The sequence below is a fragment of the Polynucleobacter sp. Latsch14-2 genome (assembly GCF_018881925.1).
Lineage (GTDB): Bacteria > Pseudomonadota > Gammaproteobacteria > Burkholderiales > Burkholderiaceae > Polynucleobacter.
Genome location: NZ_JACVPL010000007.1, coordinates 70,660 through 89,305, shown reverse-complemented (window position 1 = coordinate 89,305; position 18,646 = coordinate 70,660). Strand labels below are relative to the sequence as shown.

The window sequence follows — 18,646 nt, the reverse complement described above, 5'->3', positions numbered from 1 at the left end:
ATATGACCAAGGAAGCGCAGCCCTTGTCACCAATTACCGATGCAAAAAGCTTGCGTTCTGCACGTGAGATTGCTTATGCAGAATTTCGTGAGCATCAATCAGTTACGAAACTGACAAAGCAACTAAGTAAATTAAGCGATCAGCTTTTGATGAGCTTGTGGAGCTCATGCGACTTAAATAATGAAGCAACTTTGGTTGCAGTTGGCGGTTTTGGTAGGGGGGCTTTGTTCCCATTTTCTGATATTGATATTTTAATTTTACTTCCGGACAACAAAAAACTCATCGAAGAAGTCCTGTCTAGCAAGATTGAAAAATTCGTTGCACATTGCTGGGATACAGGCTTAGAGATTGGCTCCTCTGTCAGGACAGTAGCCGAATGCATCAGTGAGGCAGAACAAGACATCACAGTTCGCACTTCACTACTGGAAGCTCGCCTGATTGGCGGAAAAAAAATACTGTTTACTGACTTTGCAAAAACATTTGAAGGCTCGCTTGATCCAAAAACCTTTTTCCAGGCTAAGCTGGCTGAGCAAATTCAACGTCACTACAAGTATCAGGACACCCCTTATTCATTGGAACCTAACTGCAAAGAGAGTCCTGGCGGTTTGCGTGATCTCCAGGTAATTGCTTGGGTCAGTAAAGCAGCATTACTGGGCAATACCTTTAAGGATTTGCATCAAGCAGGGCTTCTAACAAAACGTGAATTAACTGAGCTTAACCGCAACCAAAGATTCCTGGAAACTCTGAGAGCTAATTTGCATTTACTTGCTGGTCGCAGACAGGATGTTTTGGCTTTTGACCTTCAAGCACCATTAGCGAAGGTTATGGGCGTTACTGAAGAGTCCAATCGACTTGCAAGCGAGGCCATCATGCGGCGCTACTATTGGGCCGCAAAAGCAGTTGCCCAATTAAATGATGTGCTGCTACAGAATATTGAGGCACTGCTCTTCCCACAGGAATCTAAAACCACCCGCCCAATCCCTGGCGAAGGAAATGAATTCTTTATTGAGCGCCAGGGCGTGCTAGATATCACTGACCCTCAGCTTTATCAAAAACATCCCGAACAAATTCTTAGGACCTTCCTAGCTTTTGCCCAAACAGCGAATGTAAAGAGCTTATCCGCCACTATCTTTAGAGCGCTTTACAACGCACGCCAGACTATGGATAGCAAATGGCGCGCAGACCCAGTTAATAGAGCACTCTTTATTGAGCTCCTAAAACAACCTGAAGGCGTCAGTCGCGCATTTCATTTAATGAACCGCACTAGCGTTTTAGGTCGCTACTTACCAGCATTTAGAAAAATTGTCGGCCAGATGCAGCATGACTTATTTCACGTATACACAGTAGACCAACATATTTTGATGGTGCTGCGTAATATACGGCGCTTTATGGTGGTTGAGCACACCCATGAGTTTCCATTTTGCAGTAGCCTCATTGCCCACTTTGAAAAACCTTGGCTGCTGGTGATTGCTGCACTCTTTCACGATATTGCCAAAGGTCGAGGTGGCGACCACTCCGTCCTAGGTAAAGCGGATACCCGCAAATTTGCAAGAGAGCATGGCATTGATAAGGTCGATACTGAATTATTGGTCTGGCTAGTATCTGAGCACCTCAATATGAGTCAAGTGGCGCAGAAACAAGATATTACCGACCCTGATGTCATTAAGGCCTTCGCCAAAAAAGTGGGTGATGAGCGCCACCTCACTGCGCTGTACTTATTAACCGTAGCAGATGTGCGTGGCACCAGTCCTAAAGTGTGGAATGCCTGGAAGGGCAAACTACTAGAAGACCTTTATCGGGCAACACTCAGAGTGTTGGGTGGCGCTAAACCTGACGCATCATCAGAGTTGGCGCAACATCAGGAAGAATCTCGTATCAAGCTACGCCTTTATGGCATAGAAGATTCAAGCTATGAACAGCTATGGAAGCAATTAGATGTTGCCTTCTTTCTCAGGCAAGATGCTGGGGATATTGCTTGGTTAACGCGTCATCTCTTCAATAAAGTCGATAGTGAAACGCCGATTGTCAGAGTGCGCCTCTCCCCTATCGGCGAAGGTTTACAAATTGCCGTATACGTCAAAGACCAAGAAGATTTATTTGCTCGTATTTGCGCTTATTTTGAGCGCCATGGCTTCTCTATTTGGGATGCCCGCATTCATACGACGCGCCATGGCTACGCATTGGATACCTTCCAAATCTCAGGCAGTAATCTAGTAGATGAAGGTGGCAGCTATCGAGATCTGATTCAATTGGTTGAATATGAACTCACTGAAGCTCTACAAAGTAGAAATGCTTTACCCAACCCAAGTATGGGGCGCCTGTCTAGACAATCCCGAAGCTTCCCAATTCAGGCTCGCGTTCATATCGCCCCTGATGAACGAGGTCAGTACTACTCTCTTTCCTTATCTGCAAGTGACCGTACTGGATTGCTCTATGCCATCTCTCGAGTATTAGCTAAGCACCAAGTTTCATTGCATACAGCCAGAATCAATACCTTGGGTGAACGCATTGAAGACGTACTGCTATTGGATGCAGCAAATCTAAGTAAGAATCCAAAGCTACAAATCCAGTTGGAAACCGAATTGCTAGAAGTGCTGGGAACTTAAGCGCTACTTGAGCAACCCCAGCATCGCGACTTCATCTATGACGGCAATACCCAGCTCTAGCGCCTTAGTGAGCTTGCTACCAGCATCCGATCCAGCAACAACATAGTCCGTCTTCTTTGAGACGGAGCCAGCAACTTTAGCACCGGCTTTTTCTAATAGATCTTTTGCTTCATCTCTTGTCATAGTTGGAAAGGTACCCGTCAGGACAAAAGTCTTTCCTACTACTGCGACACTTATGATTTTTTCTTCAACAGATAGCTGCATACCGGAAGCTAAGAGTTGTTCGATCACCTCACGGTTGTGTGCTTCTTGCATAAAGCTAACGATAGAGTCAGCTACTACCGGACCAACATCCTTAACCGTTAAAAGATCCTCTAGGGTGGCATTCATGACGGCATGCATCGATTGATAATGGTTGGCCAAGTCTTTTGCGGTAGTTTCTCCCACGTGACGAATACCCAACGCAAAAATAAATCTAGCAAGACTGGTACTCCGGGACTTGTTAATCGCTTGAATCAGGTTATCAGCAGATTTATCTCCCATACGCTCTAAATTGGCCAAGGCGGTAAAACCTAGGCGATAAAGATCTGCAGGAGTTCTGACGAGGTTTTGATCTACCAATTGATCGACAATCTTCTCGCCTAAGCCCTCAATATCTAAGGCCCTTCTATGGGCAAAGTGAATTAGCGCTTGCTTGCGCTGAGCGCCACAAAAGAGTCCGCCGCTACAACGTGCCACCGCTTCATCAGCAAGACGCTCAATATGAGAATCGCATACTGGGCAGTTTTTTGGCATGATAAATTCAGCTGCATCAGCTGGCCTTCGGTCTTTAATTACCGAAACGACCTCTGGAATAACATCCCCAGCTCTGCGCACTGAAACTGTATCCCCAATTCGCACATCCTTGCGCTTAACTTCGTCCTCGTTATGGAGTGTGGCATTCGTTACAGTCACGCCACCGACCTCAACTGGAGAAAGTCTTGCAACCGGAGTAATGGCACCCGTACGACCCACCTGAACATCTATTCCTAAAACGGTAGTAAGCGCTTCTTGCGCAGGATATTTATGCGCTAGCGCAAATCGGGGGGCTCTTGAGACAAAACCTAATTTAGCTTGATCCGCAAAAGAGTTGACCTTGTAGACAACTCCATCAATGTCGTATGACAAAGAATCACGTTTGACTCCGATCTCGTTATAGAAGGCTAAGATATCTTCTACAGAGTGAAGGACTCTGCGCTCCGCACAAACCGGCAGACCCAATTCTGCATAAGTATTAAGTAATTCTTCATGCGTTTTTGGCAACCAAGATTGCGGCTCAAGCGCACCAAGACCATAGGCAAAGAAAGAAAGTGGTCTTTTAGCTGTAATCTTAGAATCTAACTGACGCAAACTACCGGCTGCGGCATTACGAGGATTAGCAAATTCCTTTTCGCCAAAGGCTGCAGCCCGTTGATTCATCTTCTGAAAGTCTTTAAGATACATAAAGACTTCGCCGCGCACTTCCAATACCGTAGGAATATTTTTTCCCAATAACTTTAAGGGAATTGCTCGAATGGTTTTGATATTAGAGGTTACATCCTCCCCAAAGGCTCCATCGCCACGAGTAGCAGCCCTAACTAAAGAACCATTTTCATAACGCAAAGAAATTGCCAGTCCATCAAACTTTAACTCACCCGCATAGTCAACTTGACTAAGGTGTAGACCTTCTCGGCAACGGCGATCAAAAGCAACGAGTTCAGCATCCTCAAAAGCATTATTAAGGGATAGCATTGGCACAGCATGCTCAACAGAATCAAATTCTTTGAGAGCGCTCCCGCCTACCCGCTGCGATAAAGAATCAGCAGTAACCCACTCCGGGTGGGCAATTTCTATCTCAAGCATCTCTCGATAGAGACGGTCATATTCGATATCTGGCAGCAAGGGTGTATCAAGTACATAGTAGGCATGCTCTAAACGAGCCAGCTCTTCTTGCAAGAACGCGTAACGATCCGCTAAATGTGTCGGACTGGAGGACTGCAAAGCACTTCCTTAACTAAACAATCGACTTGCGGTAGAAGAGCCAGCGGCAACGCCACTTCGCTCAAGATTGGCATACAAAACATCCAAATGCTGACGAATACTCACTACCGCAGCCTCTGTCAGATTAATACCATTGTCATCAACCAAACGACCATGAAGCGATTGGGCAATTTCAAAGCCTTCGCCCAGCATTCTCTCGAATGGGCGTTGCGCGTGATCCACTAGAGGCACTTCCAAGAGTAAAGTCAACTGGGTAACAGAGGCGCTGGGATCTAGATCGGCGCTATTAAACAAGAATTGATCGTTACCGAAGAAATTAAACTGTCTACCATTTGGGGCAAGTTGAAATCCTCTATGCAACATAAACGCCTGTAGCACCGACCAAGATAGCTTCTCATCAAACAAAATGTTGATGCTTAACTGGATGTCGCTTTCAGCAGCCATCACATCCAACTCTTTTGCACCATCAAGCATCGTATTGACGCTCGGCATATCGATTTGCGAACCTAGCGTTTCGGCAAGCACTTGGGCGCGGGAGCAAAAATCAGATAACTCTAAAACGCCAATGGGACCAAGACGGCTAGCCAATTGAATAGCTAACTGCAATTCAGCATAAGAAGCACTTTCACGCAACTCTTCCCAGTCTTCCGCGGCATCTACATCCGCATTTAAGCCTTCGCACATCCACTTTGTATTGGTCTGCCCATCCAGACTGGTCCAAGCATTGAGTTCGTGCAGGATTTCAGACCCACTAATTGGCTCATCAAAACGCAAGGTAATCACGCAATCAATGCGAGGGTCAATAACTTGCTTTTGCACAGGAAGAATAGCTGGCTTAAGGGCTGTCACGAAACCGGGCTCCATTCGCGATTGCGAATCAGCGGTAGAAGCCCCGCCGAAACTTGGCTCCCGAACAAAATACTCGTCCCGAGAAAGGTTTTGCTCCTCTCCTGCTTTGCGGCGAGCGCGGGCGTATTTCAAATTTAAAACCGCAACGGCTAACAAAATCAGTAAGCCAATGGCAGCAAGCGCTAATTGCAACTCAGACAAATCTAGGGTTGTCATGATTTGCTCTAATGGCACTTAAGCGGCCTCCACCATCGATACCGCAGAAGAAATATCGACCGCCACAATTCGGGAAACACCCTGCTCCTGCATGGTGACACCGATTAACTGATTGGCAATTTCCATAGTGATCTTGTTATGCGAAATAAACAAAAACTGCGTCTTATCAGACATTTTGGCGACTAACTGGGCATAGCGCAAGGTATTTGCATCATCCAATGGTGCGTCAACCTCATCCAATAAGCAGAATGGAGCTGGATTTAGGAGGAAGAGGGAGAACACCAAAGCAATTGCAGTCAAAGCTTTCTCACCACCCGAGAGGAGATAAATAGAGCTATTTTTCTTGCCTGGAGGTTGCGCCATCACCTGTACGCCAGCATCCAAAATCTCTTCGCCAGTCATCACCAATTCAGCGTGACCACCACCAAAGAGCTCAGGGAATAACTTGCCAAAATGTAAATTCACCTGATCAAAAGTACCCTGCAATAAATCACGGGTCTCAGCATCAATCTTGGCAATCGCATCCGTTAATGTCTGCATTGCTTCATTTAAGTCTGCAGACTGAGCGTCTAAAAATTGCTTACGTTCGCGAGAGCTTGCTAACTCATCCAAAGCAGCCATATTGACTGGGCCCAATGATTGGATCTCAGCATTCAAGCGATTCACATCGGTCTGCAATGCACCCACCTTTAAGTCGGCGCTGAAGTTCGCCTCTAGGGCAGTTAAGTCAGCCTCTGCGTCAGACAATAAGGTTGCAAACTGCTCAAAGTTCAAACGAGCAGCCTGTTCGCGCAACTGTAAATCAACCACTTTATCGCGCATTGGCTGCAAACTACGTTCAATTTGCATGCGGACCTCATCAGCCTCACGCAACTGATGTAATAGGGCATCCTGCTCTGTCCGAGCATTAGCCAAGGAAGCTTCACGGGCACTGCGAGCAAGTAATAGGCCCTGCAATTTATCTTGGGCCTCTTCGTCACTTAATGTTTCAAGTTCTTGCTCAGCAAGAGCGTGCTTATCCTGAATTTCCATGATCTGTGTACGGGCAGTACTCTGATCACGCTGCAAATCGGCAATGCGTTGTTGTAATGAGCGAGTAGCGAAAGCGGCTTCTTGCGCTGACATTTCAGCCACTCGCAAGGATTCACGCAAACGATCGCGCTCCTGTGTTGCAAGCTCCAGCTTTTCCTGGGCAAGCGCTAGATTTTCTTGTAAGCCATTTTTTAATTCTTCTGACTCAAGTAACTCGGATGAGGATTGTTCCCGAGTAATAGTCAGTTGCTCCATCTGCTCGCGCAACTCACCCAACTCTCCCTGAATTTGTGCAGCACGTTGGCTATATTGCTCTTCAGCCTGAGTCAGTTGCATTTTCTCTACTTCAAAACCATGAACTTCTTGAACAGCATGCTCTGCGTTAATGCGAGTTTGCTCTGCGGCTTGATGCGCAGCCTGATAATTCGCGATGCATTGATCTAACTCACCTTGTAACTCGCTCTGGATTAAGCGCTGTGCACGCAACTGCTTCTCAAGACCTTCCATTTCTTGAGCGCGCGCCAACATTCCAGCTTGTTCAGAGTCGGCAGCATATAACTGCACACCAACACGGCTGACCAAATGGCCCTGCTGAGTTACAAATGCCCCGCCTGCTGGTAATTTTTCACGACGATGTAAGGCATCTTCGAGGCTATCGGCGATATAAATATTATCGAGCCACTCTTGCAAAACAGCGGAAACTCTTGGTGCGCCAGCGCTCTGCACTCTTGTTAGCAATTGGATAAAATCCGCTGGTACGGCAGTATGCGCAGGAGCAATTTCTTCGGTCAACAAAATAGCTAAGCGACTCGGCGGTGCATCATTCGCCAAAGCCAAAGTCTCTTGGACATTCTTTGCGGTAACAGCAGCAAGGCGCTCACGCAGAACAGACTCGAGGGCAGACTCCCAGCCACTCTCTACTTTTAATTCTTGCCAGAGACGCTTACTCTCTTTGAGACCCTTGCTTTCCAACCAAGGGCCAATCTTTCCTTGCGCTTGAACGCTAGCCTGTAAGGCTGTCAAGGCAGTTAACTTTGCTTCTGTTTGAGCCAAGTCCTGATTTGCAGACTGAATTTGCTGTTGAGCTGTATTGCGCGCCTCATCTGCTGCAGGCACGCGCTGCTGAGCTTCCCCGGCACGCTGTCTGGCTTCTTCAACTTTGCGTTGCGCCATTGAATGACGATCTAACGCCATCTGCAAGGCCTCTGCATCTGGCTTACGCATGCCAGCAAGTTCGCCGTCGAGACGCGCTTCGCGCCCTTTCAGTTCATCTAGCTGTGCAGTGATTGCTCTAGTGCGCTCACCCAAGCTAGCCAGACGCTGCTCGATGATTGCCAAACTATCACGAGCATCGGTTGCCGCCCTTGCGCTCAATTGATAAGACTCTTCATGACGCGGCATTTGATCCTGAAGACCATTGAGATCCGCAAGCAAGGATTGCTCTTTCTCAGAAGCAAGACTGAGTTCCTGCTCTGCTGTACGTTGTGCCTGTGCAGCATCCGTTTCTTGAACAGTCCAGCGCTGAAGCTGAGCATGCAAATCTTGAGTCTGTTGTTGCAAGCGCTGGCGCGCTTCTTGCACATAACGAATTTGCGACTCTACTTGGCTTACATCAGAATTGGTTTGGTATAAATCACCTTGCGCTTCTGAAACTTTATCTTGCAATGCGTACTGCTGTGTCCGCATTGTTTCGAGTTCTGTTTCAGCATGACGCAATTTTGCCGTCTGCTCCTCCAAACTCACTTGGGTATCACGAATACCATTAGCATGGCGCTCTTGCTCTTTACCAGCCTCAGTTTGGCGCACAAACCAAAGTAACTGTTGCTGAGATTTCATCTCAGTAGAAAGCTCTGCATGACGTTCTGCGACAGTGGCTTGCTTCTCAAGGCGCGTCAGTTGCTGATCGAGTTCACGCAAAATATCTTCGACTCGGACTAAATTCTCTCTAGTATCTTCTAGGCGTGATGCGGTTTCTTTGCGACGCTCTTTGTATTTAGAAACTCCAGCAGCCTCCTCCAAGAACACGCGAAGTTCTTCAGGTTTGGCTTCCAAGATACGATTGATAGTGCCTTGACCAATAATGGCGTAGCCTCTTGGACCCATACCAGTGCCCAAGAAAATATCTTGAATATCTTTACGACGCACTACTTGATTGTTTACGTAATAGCTAGAATTACCATCGCGAGTTAAAACGCGCTTTACGGCCAGCTCAGTAAAGGCACTCCATTGGCCTTGTGCACGACCATCAGAATTATCAAAAATAAGCTCAACGCTAGCGCGACCAGACGGTTTGCGCAGACCCGATCCATTAAAGATCACATCCTGCATAGACTCGCCACGTAATTCGCTAGCTCGGGACTCACCCAAAACCCAGCGGACGGCGTCAATAATGTTCGACTTTCCGCAACCATTAGGACCCACAACACCAATTAATTGGCCTGGCATTTCAAAATGCGTGGGATCGACGAAAGACTTAAAGCCGGAAAGTTTGATGGAGTTCAGTTGCACGGCGTACTTTACAGGGTAAAAAAGGGTTCAAATAAGGGGGTAAAAATTAAGACTAAAGTGGGAAGATGATAGCAAGCTTAAGGCTAGTCGCACGGGTTTTTGCCCCATCGATATAATGATAAATCTACCTTCGGGGTCAAAACCCCTTAACAATCTGATAGTTAACTGAAAAGCATGAGCCAATCACCACAAAGCATCATCGAACAAGCATGGGAAAACCGCGCAAACCTCTCACCTGAGTCTGCTCCAACTGAGATCCGCAATGCGGTTAGCGCCGTCCTGGAAGGCCTAAATTCAGGGGATATCCGTGTTGCTGAGCGCCGTAGCATTGGCAACTGGGAGGTAAATCAATGGGTTAAAAAAGCCGTCCTGCTTTCCTTTCGCCTAGAAGATAACAAACCAATGGGTGCTGGCGGCTATACCCAGTTTTACGATAAGGTTCCGAGCAAGTTTGAAAACTACACTGCCGATGACTTTGCCAAGGGCGGCTTTCGCGTTGTTCCCCCAGCCATGGCTCGCCGAGGCTCGTTTATTGGGAAAAATGCCGTTTTAATGCCCTCCTACGTCAATATTGGTGCATATGTTGGTGAAGGTACGATGGTTGATACCTGGGCCACAGTAGGCTCTTGCGCCCAAATCGGCAAAAATGTTCACCTTTCTGGTGGCGTTGGTATTGGGGGCGTTCTAGAACCAATCCAAGCTGGCCCAGTCATTATTGAAGATAACTGCTTTATTGGCGCCCGCTCAGAAGTCGTTGAGGGCGTGATTATTGAAGAAAATGCCGTATTGTCGATGGGCGTCTATATCGGTCAAAGCACCAAGATTTATGACCGAGAGACTGGCGAAGTGCATTATGGTCGCGTTCCTGCAGGCTCAGTCGTAGTCCCAGGCTCCTTACCTTCCGCATGCGGAAAGTACAGCCTATACGCGGCTATTATCGTGAAAAAAGTAGATGCTCAAACTAGAGCTAAAACTGCCATCAACGAATTATTGCGCGATTAAGTCTGTCTAATATGAGCGCCACCCTCGAACTAACAGAAGCTCTCATTGCCTGTCGTTCAGTGACGCCTGCTGATGGCGGCTGCCAAGATTTGATTGCCAAGCGACTGCAGGAAATCGGTTTTCATACTGAAAGTGTTGTTAGCGGTCCCGAAAATTTTCAGGTAACTAACCTTTGGGCAATCAAAAAAGGCACATCTGGGGATCAGGGCAAAGTTCTGATGTTTGCTGGCCATACCGATGTCGTACCCACCGGCCCGCTGGATAAGTGGGAAAGTGATCCGTTTACACCCACCATTCGTGATGGACTGTTATACGGCCGTGGTGCTGCTGATATGAAAACCTCGCTCGCTGGTTTTGTGGTGGCGACCGAAGAGTTTGTTATCACCCACCCCAATCACCAAGGCTCGATCGCCTTCCTCATTACCAGCGATGAAGAGGGGCCTGCCAACGATGGCACCGTCATCATGTGCGATCGTCTGCAAAAACATGGGCAACGCCTAGACTATTGCGTGATTGGTGAGCCTACTTCAGTAGAGAACATTGGCGACATGATCAAAAATGGTCGTCGCGGCTCACTTTCTGGAAAGCTCAAGGTCAAGGGCATTCAGGCTCACATCGCCTACCCCCACCTTGGTAAAAATCCCATTCACATCTCCGCACCCGCTATTCAAGCACTCGTTCAGACTGAATGGGATCGGGGAAATGAATACTTCCAACCCACTAGCTTCCAAATTTCTAACGTGCACGCTGGCACAGGCGCAAACAATGTCATCCCCAATGAGTTGGTAGTCGATTTCAATTTCCGCTTCTCAACTGAGAGCAAGCCAGAGCAATTGCGCGAACGCCTTGAAAGCATCCTCAAGACTCACAATCTCGATTTTGAAATCGATTGGGTTTTAGGTGGCAGCCCATTTATTACCGGCAATGGTGACTTAGCAAATGCTCTGCGCAATGCCATCAAAGCAGAAACACAAATTGACACAGAACTCTCCACTACTGGCGGCACAAGTGATGGGCGCTTTATTGCCAAGATCTGTAAAGAGGTAGTGGAGTTTGGCCCACTCAATGCCACTAGTCACAAAATTAACGAGTGCGTCATCATCGATGATGTCGAGCCTCTGAAGAATATTTACCGCAAGACCCTTGAGCAATTGATTGCTTAATTACCTCACTTAAACCACGCCATCATGGACCCTGAGCCTTCACAAGCAGCCACAGTCAATCAGTGTATTGATCAAGTTACGCAAATTCTAGAAGCAGCCGATTTGCACTATGGTCACGGTGCTATCGACGCTCAAAGCGAGGCACTTTGGATTACTAGTAAACAACTAGGCGTGAGCCCAAGTGACGCTCTTGATCAGCTAGATCAAACAATCGCAGCAGATCAACATCAAAAAGCATTGGAAATTGCGCAGATGCGCATCGAGACCCGCAAGCCTTTGGCTTACATATTGGGTGAGGCCTGGTTAATGGGTGTGCCTTTTTTCTGTAGCGAACAAAGCATTGTGCCGCGCTCCTGGATCGCAGAGCTAATTGTTGATGGCTCTCTAGAGACATGGTTGCCAGCCGATGGCAAAGCATTAGACCTTTGCACTGGCAATGGCTCCTTGGCCATCTTACTGGCGCTCTCCTGTCCAGATATTCACGTGACCGCATGTGACATTAGCATGCCCGCACTTTCGGTAGCCTCACGTAATCTTGATCGTCACGGCTTAAGTTCTCAAATAGACTTGCTCAGCGGTGACCTATGGAATGCACTAGAGGAGCCTAATGATGAAAATCGTTTTGATTTAATCATCTGCAATCCGCCTTATGTGAACTTAAGCTCCATGAATTCCCTCCCCGCTGAATACCATGCAGAGCCTGTACTCGCTTTATCTGGTGGCGATGACGGTATGGACCTAATTCGACGCATCATTGCATCAGCGCCCGACTACCTTACAGACAGAGGCGCCATTCTGATTGAAATCGGCAATGAGTATGCGAACTTCAAAAAAGCTTTTCCCCAGATTCCAGCCATTTGGATGGAAGTATCAGCCGGTGATGAGCAAGTGCTACTCATTCAGGCAGAAGACCTGCATTAAGCATTGAAGAGATGGCTTAGCTTAGCTCAGCAGCGGCAGCAATAGCCTGATCAATACGTTCCACCGGAATCATCCGCAATCCAGGAATCTTCGCCTTGGGCATATTTGCCTTTGGGATAATAGCAATAGTAAAGCCGAGCTTTGCAGCTTCCTTAAGCCGCTCTTGGCCGCGTGGGCATGGGCGAATCTCCCCAGCCAGACCAACCTCACCAAATACGATCAACTCCTTTGGCAAAGCGCGATTACGTATCGATGACTGGATTGCTAGCAGTACAGCCAAGTCTGCAGCGGGCTCAGAAATCTTGACGCCACCTACAGCATTTAAAAAGACATCCTGATCAAAGCAAGCTACTCCAGCATGACGATGCAAAACAGCCAAGAGCATGGCGAGCCTGGCCTGCTCTAGGCCAACTGCCAATCTTCTGGGATTAGGAATATGTGCCGTATCTACCAAGGCCTGAATCTCTACCAACAATGGACGACTGCCCTCTTGTGTTACCAGGACGCATGCGCCAGGCACCATCTCAGCGTGCTGGGAGAGGAAGATCGCAGAAGGATTGGCAACACCTCGCAAACCCTTTTCTGTCATAGCAAAGACACCAAGCTCATTGACTGCACCGAAACGATTTTTAATCGAACGCACTAGGCGGAAAGAGGAATGGGTATCACCCTCAAAGTAGAGAACAGTATCAACAATATGCTCTAACACTCGCGGCCCAGCAAGGTGACCATCTTTTGTGACATGCCCAACCATGAGTACACAAATGCCACTAGACTTAGCCGCTCTTGTTAACTGAGCAGCACACTCCCTCACCTGAGCAACAGATCCAGGTGCGGAACTCAACACTTCTGAATACAGAGTCTGTATAGAGTCGACCACTAAAACCTGAGGTTTAACTGTATCCATAATGGATAGCAATTTTTCCAACTGGATCTCAGCAAGCACCTCAAGCTGAGGTGCATCCAAAGCAATTCTTTTCGCTCGCAATGCGATTTGAGCCGCAGACTCTTCGCCACTACTATAGAGTACATCCATACCAGCAGCACTCATCTCGGCACAAGCTTGTAACAACAAGGTTGATTTACCAATTCCTGGATCGCCGCCTAAGAGAACAACACCACCCGGAACTAAGCCGCCACCAAGCACTCGATCAAACTCTTCAACACCAGTACTAAACCTTGGCAGATCTTCAGCAGTAATTGCAGAAAGTTTTTGCCTTGGCAAAGATTGAGCTAGGCCCTGAAAACGAGAATTAGAACTCACCTCGGGCAAACCCTCTTCGAGAGTATTCCACGCCTGACAAGATGGGCATTGACCCTGCCACTTGGCAGATGTTCCGCCACATGACTGACAGATGTAAATCGTCTTAACCTTAGCCAAAGTATTACCCTTTTGTATAGCTGCTTGATATCAGCCGAAATTAATCGAGCTGTGTTCCTGCTTTATTTTCCTGCGCTCGCTTGGGTGCATCCTTGCGCCGCTGCTCTCTATCGGCTGCACGAGTTGCGGCATCCTTTTGCTTTTCTTCGAACTCACGTTGATTGGCGGTACGTTCAGCAGCTTTTTCTGGTGCTGCACGTTCAGCGGCTCGCTTAGAATCACGCTGGTTCTTTAGGCTCTCGCGCAATTTACGCTGGACCTCATGCAGTTCAACCTCTTGAGCCCTAATAGGGTCAATCTCTTTACGGTAATCAGCCCTAGCACTCGATAGGCAGTAATTCACCCAATAGTTTTTATAGCAGTCAGCAGAAGCTTTTTCCCAGCGATATTTTGCCCAGTCACGCTGAACCTCGAGCTCACTCTCAATCTTATCTAGTTGCTGCAACTGATCCTCTTCAGCAGGAGTAGCTAAAGCCACCCCAGCTGTCGAACCAAGGAACAAAAATATCCCAATGAATATTTTTAAGCGCAGAGAATTGACCTCTCTCAAATTTCTACTTTCGCACCTAATTCAACTAGGCGATTAGCTGGGATCTTAAAAAAGTCAGATTGACGGCCAGCATTTTGATACATCCAACAAAAAAGACGCTCGCGCCACATGGCCATCCCTGGGAGTTCCGTAGAAACAATTGTGTCACGTGATAAGAAGAATGAGGTATTCATTAAGTCAAATGTCAGGCCTGAAGATTTTTCAATTAATTCAATAATATTACCCATGTCTGGCGTTTCATTAAAGCCGTATACAGCTCGAACAATGTGGATATTATTTCCCAGATCACGCAAAGTGATGCGCTCATCATCCTTCACATATGGCACATCCCAAATGCTAACTTTTAAGAAAAATACGCGCTCATGAAGAACATGGTTGTGCTTTAAGTTATGCAAGAAAGAAACGGGTAAATAATCGACGTGGGCAGTCAAGAAAACAGCAGTCCCCTCTACACGATGCGGGGGATTTTGCATTAAGACATCTATAAACCCCTTAAGCTCAATACCCTCTTCTACTGAGCGCTGGCGCAATAACTGACGCCCCTGATACCAAGTCATCAGCAGCAAGAAACAGGCGGCTCCGAGCAATAACGGAAACCAACCACCCTCCATGATCTTCAAAAGATTTGCCATTAAAAATGCAAAATCCACGACTAAGAAAGCGCCTATTACCAAACTTACCAGAAGCGTATTCCACCGCCAAACTACCCGCATCACAATTGCCGCCAAAAATGTGGTGACAATCATCGTAGTAGTCACAGCAATACCGTATGCAGCAGCCAGATTTTCAGATTTCTTAAATGCCAAAACAACAGCGACAACCAAAATTAATAAGGTCCAGTTCACAAAAGGCATATAGATTTGACCAATCTCACGATCGGAAGTGTGTCGCACCTTCATCCGTGGTACAAAACCCAGAAGAATAGCCTGGCTCGTCATTGAAAAAGCGCCGGAGATTACTGCTTGAGATGCAATAACTGTAGCTACAGTAGCAAGGATCACCAATGGGAAGACAAAACCTTCTGGCACCATCAAAAAGAATGGATTGGTAATAACCTCGGGATGACTCAAAAACATTGCACCTTGACCAAAGTAATTTAAGATCAAGCAAGGCATCACAATAAAGAACCAACCCATCCTAATTGGTTTAGCGCCAAAATGCCCCATATCTGCGTATAGGGCCTCAGCGCCAGTGAGCACCAAAAATACCGCACCTAAGACAATAAAGCCTTGAAGCGCATGCTCATTCATAAAATGAATAGCATGCATTGGATTAATCGCGCCAAATATCGCAGGATTCTGAATCACTTGGTGCAAACCCATCAATCCAATCACTGCAAACCAGATCAGCATCACTGGTCCAAATAATTTTCCAACAATATCGGTACCTGTTTTTTGAATAAAAAATAGGACGACCAAAATAAAAATAGTGACAGGTATAACGTATCTAGTGAAATCACTTGAGATCACCTCCATGCCCTCAACAGCAGATAAGACTGAAATCGCTGGTGTAATAATGGCATCCCCATAAAACATGCAGGCGCCAAAAACACCCGCCATGATGATGAGTAAGGATCTTTTAGATCCCGCTGGAGCCGTCCGCAGCGCTAAGGCCATCAGAGCCAAGATGCCACCTTCGCCATGGTTATTGGCGCGCATCACAAACAAAACATACTTTAGGGATACAACAATCGCAAAAGCCCAGAACACCATTGAAATAACCCCGTATACAGCACCAGGGGAAAATGGAATGCCATGGTCAGGACTGAAACACTCCTTCAAGGCGTATAACGGACTGGTTCCAATGTCGCCAAACACAACCCCAATAGCCGCAATCATGAGCGTTAACGAGGCGCCCTTCTTATGCGCATGATTCTGGCGGGTAACCTCAACCGGTCTTAAAAGCGAAGATTCAGAATACTCTGGGTTACTAAGTGACATCTACAGACCTCTAATGATTGTTGCGTGGCAATATGTTACTCCTTATGCAGGTTGGCTAAGGACGCTGTAGAAGCCCTAAAAGCGCTTTATTTATGCAGTAATTGAAGGTAAACCTCGACAGATAGACCCTAAAAATGGTAGAATTGCAGCTTCAGACGCGGGGTGGAGCAGTCTGGCAGCTCGTCGGGCTCATAACCCGAAGGTCGTAGGTTCAAATCCTGCCCCCGCAACCAAATTTAAAACCTTCTAATTCATTGAGTTAGAAGGTTTTTTACTTTGAATCGCCATAACTTAGATCGATTTGCCATGCCGAGCTAAAAAGTTACCGCCGGCTGCATAGGGGTATATGGATCCGCCGACTGGGTCTCAAGAGCTTCAGCCTGCTCCTCGCCTAGAGGCTGTTGATAGAATTTTGAATCCCTCAAATCTTGTGGCCTCTGAGTTTGCCCATCAACCTCGTTCACAGAAATTGCTGGTGCAATGGGTTGAGAGTTAAATTGCTGTAATTGTTCTTTGGTATACGGAGAGAAAGTGATCGCCTGAGCTAAAACATTCAGAGGGCTTAAACACAAACTGCCCACAGTCAGGCAAACACAAAATCCTTTTAGTTCAGTCATTGGCTCTATTCCTTTCATTTATTAAGACTACGCCATCAGGACTAAGTGAGCAATAAATGTAAAGATATTTTTACCTACTCACGGCGATGCCAGAGTCTTTTAGCCTCATCCCTCCAAAATATTCGTTTTTTTGGCGCCTCCCCTGTGTTGGGAAACGTCCAAATCTGCGCACCTGTAATTGGAGACTGATAAAACGGAATGCCGAGAGTGCGGTAGCGGGATGTCACTATAGGGTGAGGATGGCCATAGCGATTACGGTATCCATTTTGTGCAAATGCCTGATCTGGGCTCAAACGTATTAATAAGGCTTCCGATGAAGAAGTTTTACTCCCATGATGTGGCGCCATAAAGATAAGCTCTTTATCCTCAATCTCTTCAAGTGCCGCCATGTCTAAGCGCCCTACCATTTCAGCTTCAGCTTGCTTCTCTACGTCACCCGTTAGCCAAAATGAAGTGGTCTGGTTACGAACCTCAAGCACACAACTCATTTCGTTTGGTTTAGCTGGGTATTGGAATTCAAAAATGGTTTCCTCATGTGGATGCCAAACATGAAACTCCACCCCATCCCATACCCAGCTTTGACCAAAACGACATGGTAGAGTTGAAATCTTTCGCGCCTGTACATTTTTTAACAGAGGATTTGAAATCGGTAATGAGCCCATCATCAAATCAAAGCGTACCTCTTTCAGGAGGGTTGCGGCACCACCAACATGGTCGCTATCGCTATGACTGATCACCAGTCGATCAACGCGATCGATTCCCCGTCCTCTAAGGTAAGGCAAAATTACTCGATTGCCGGCATCATCTTTTTTACCCTGAATAGGGCCGGTGTCATAAAGCAATTTTTTGGATGCGGTCTCAATCAACACTGAGGTGCCTTGACCGATATCTAGAACCGTCGCCCTAAATTCTCCATCTCGTAAATTGAGTCCTGAGTTGGGCACAAGAAATAACAGTGCTGGTAAGGACACCCCCAGGATTCTTGATCGCCAACTCTTCTTAATTGAGCCCGGTCGAATAGCAGCAATGATCCCGACCCCAGAAACCAACATTACCCACCACGTAGGCTGACTTGACCAAACTACAGCCCATTTCCAGCTCGCCATCCATCTCAACATGACTGCCAGATACTCCATCGATGCATGCGCTGGGAGCAGTAGCCATTTACCGATGAAATCTGGCAAAAGCGCGCCGCCAATTGCTAGCGGTGTGACGATATAACTCACCAAGGGAATCGCAAATGCATTTGCCAAGGGGGAAACTATTGATACTTGATAGAACCAATACAAGGTAAACGGCAATAAGGCTATGGTGACTATTACTTGCACACGACAAGCCTCTCGCAGCGCCTGTATTATTCGCTGCCTCCAATGCACCTCTAATTCTTTACCCGTTGGAATACCTAGCAAACCAGCCGAACTACCCATGCCGTAAAGAATGGCGGCTACCGCCCCAAAAGACAACCAAAATCCCGGGGTATAAGGCGCCATGGGGTCAATCAGCACAACAACTGCAAGGGCCCACCACCAGATGTCAAAGGATCGAGGGTTACGGCCAGACCACAAAGCAAAAGCGACCACTCCAACCATATACATAGTTCTTTGCGCTGGAATTTGAAAGCCAGCCAACCACGCATAAAAAAATGCCGTTACAAATCCTGAAACAGCGGCTAACTTGCTGACAGGAATTAGGAGTGGTAAAGACTTGCGACGCCATAACTTTGCGGCCAGTCCGGCACCAAGCCCTGCGAGCATGGTGACGTGAAGTCCCGAGATCGAGATTAAGTGCAATTATTACCCATCATTTTGGGCATGTTTTTAGCTCAATGGGTACCGGGGGCTT

At 47.1% G+C, this 18,646-nt stretch carries 12 protein-coding genes and 1 tRNA gene; 5 read left to right on the top strand and 8 right to left on the bottom strand.

What is annotated here, in order from left to right:
* Positions 1-2 precede the first annotated feature (2 nt).
* Positions 3-2,606 carry a [protein-PII] uridylyltransferase gene (locus tag ICN46_RS07730; protein ID WP_216206879.1) on the top strand — a complete coding sequence of 868 codons (2,604 nt, stop codon included), beginning with the start codon at positions 3-5 and terminating at the stop codon, positions 2,604-2,606.
* 3 nt (positions 2,607-2,609) lie between these two features.
* Here the strand turns inward: ICN46_RS07730 and ligA are convergent, their stop codons facing one another.
* Genes ligA through smc form a run of 3 tightly spaced genes read right to left on the bottom strand, consistent with a single transcriptional unit; the run spans position 2,610 to position 9,230 of the window.
* The gene (gene ligA / locus ICN46_RS07725; RefSeq protein ID WP_216206876.1) at positions 2,610-4,625 is read right to left on the bottom strand and encodes an NAD-dependent DNA ligase LigA; all 2,016 of its coding nucleotides are present in this window, start codon (positions 4,623-4,625) and stop codon (positions 2,610-2,612) included.
* 9 nt (positions 4,626-4,634) lie between these two features.
* Positions 4,635-5,690 carry a cell division protein ZipA C-terminal FtsZ-binding domain-containing protein gene (locus ICN46_RS07720; protein WP_216206873.1) on the bottom strand — a complete coding sequence of 352 codons (1,056 nt, stop codon included), beginning with the start codon at positions 5,688-5,690 and terminating at the stop codon, positions 4,635-4,637.
* 18 nt (positions 5,691-5,708) lie between these two features.
* On the bottom strand, positions 5,709-9,230 hold the full coding sequence (gene smc, locus ICN46_RS07715; RefSeq protein ID WP_216206870.1) for a chromosome segregation protein SMC: 3,522 nt from the start codon (positions 9,228-9,230) through the stop codon (positions 5,709-5,711).
* A gap of 174 nt (positions 9,231-9,404) precedes the next feature.
* Here smc and dapD point away from each other — a divergent pair, with 174 nt between their 5' ends.
* The 3 genes from dapD to prmB are packed head-to-tail and all read left to right on the top strand — an operon-like array spanning position 9,405 to position 12,316.
* Complete coding sequence (gene dapD / locus ICN46_RS07710) at positions 9,405-10,232, top strand: 2,3,4,5-tetrahydropyridine-2,6-dicarboxylate N-succinyltransferase (RefSeq protein ID WP_216206867.1); 828 nt, start codon at positions 9,405-9,407, stop codon at positions 10,230-10,232.
* A gap of 11 nt (positions 10,233-10,243) precedes the next feature.
* Positions 10,244-11,395, top strand: coding sequence for a succinyl-diaminopimelate desuccinylase (dapE, locus tag ICN46_RS07705; protein ID WP_216206864.1), 1,152 nt, complete (start codon positions 10,244-10,246; stop codon positions 11,393-11,395).
* Positions 11,396-11,419: 24 nt separating this feature from the next.
* Entirely contained in the window at positions 11,420-12,316 is an 897-nt protein-coding gene (prmB, locus tag ICN46_RS07700) for a 50S ribosomal protein L3 N(5)-glutamine methyltransferase (RefSeq protein ID WP_216206860.1), read from the top strand.
* A 16-nt stretch (positions 12,317-12,332) separates the two neighbouring features.
* Here prmB and radA read toward each other — a convergent pair whose 3' ends face one another.
* The 3 genes from radA to ICN46_RS07685 are packed head-to-tail and all read right to left on the bottom strand — an operon-like array spanning position 12,333 to position 16,085.
* Positions 12,333-13,697 (bottom strand): DNA repair protein RadA, encoded by a 1,365-nt coding sequence (gene radA, locus ICN46_RS07695; RefSeq protein ID WP_216206857.1) that lies wholly within the window; start codon positions 13,695-13,697, stop codon positions 12,333-12,335.
* Positions 13,698-13,737: 40 nt separating this feature from the next.
* Positions 13,738-14,199: a hypothetical protein gene (locus tag ICN46_RS07690; RefSeq protein ID WP_255538797.1), complete on the bottom strand. Its 462-nt coding sequence runs from the start codon at positions 14,197-14,199 to the stop codon at positions 13,738-13,740.
* Positions 14,200-14,243: 44 nt separating this feature from the next.
* Entirely contained in the window at positions 14,244-16,085 is a 1,842-nt protein-coding gene (locus tag ICN46_RS07685; RefSeq protein ID WP_255538802.1) for a potassium transporter Kup, read from the bottom strand.
* Between the two features lie 258 nt (positions 16,086-16,343).
* Here ICN46_RS07685 and ICN46_RS07680 point away from each other — a divergent pair.
* Positions 16,344-16,420 (top strand) — tRNA-Met (locus ICN46_RS07680).
* Between the two features lie 81 nt (positions 16,421-16,501).
* On the opposite strand, the gene ICN46_RS07675 is transcribed toward ICN46_RS07680, so the two are convergent.
* Entirely contained in the window at positions 16,502-16,804 is a 303-nt protein-coding gene (locus ICN46_RS07675) for a hypothetical protein (protein ID WP_216206848.1), read from the bottom strand.
* A gap of 74 nt (positions 16,805-16,878) precedes the next feature.
* Positions 16,879-18,594, bottom strand: a complete 1,716-nt coding sequence (locus tag ICN46_RS07670; RefSeq protein WP_255538796.1) for a DNA internalization-related competence protein ComEC/Rec2 — start codon at positions 18,592-18,594, stop codon at positions 16,879-16,881.
* Positions 18,595-18,646 lie beyond the last annotated feature (52 nt).

Coding starts and splice junctions, on each gene's coding strand:
- prmB (WP_216206860.1), top strand. CDS start 11,420: ATGGACCCTGAGCCTTCACAAGCAGCCACAGTCAATCAGTGTATTGAT.
- dapE (WP_216206864.1), top strand. CDS start 10,244: ATGAGCGCCACCCTCGAACTAACAGAAGCTCTCATTGCCTGTCGTTCA.
- ICN46_RS07675 (WP_216206848.1), bottom strand. CDS start 16,804: ATGACTGAACTAAAAGGATTTTGTGTTTGCCTGACTGTGGGCAGTTTG.
- ICN46_RS07685 (WP_255538802.1), bottom strand. CDS start 16,085: ATGATTGCGGCTATTGGGGTTGTGTTTGGCGACATTGGAACCAGTCCG.
- ICN46_RS07720 (WP_216206873.1), bottom strand. CDS start 5,690: ATGACAACCCTAGATTTGTCTGAGTTGCAATTAGCGCTTGCTGCCATT.
- ICN46_RS07730 (WP_216206879.1), top strand. CDS start 3: ATGACCAAGGAAGCGCAGCCCTTGTCACCAATTACCGATGCAAAAAGC.
- dapD (WP_216206867.1), top strand. CDS start 9,405: ATGAGCCAATCACCACAAAGCATCATCGAACAAGCATGGGAAAACCGC.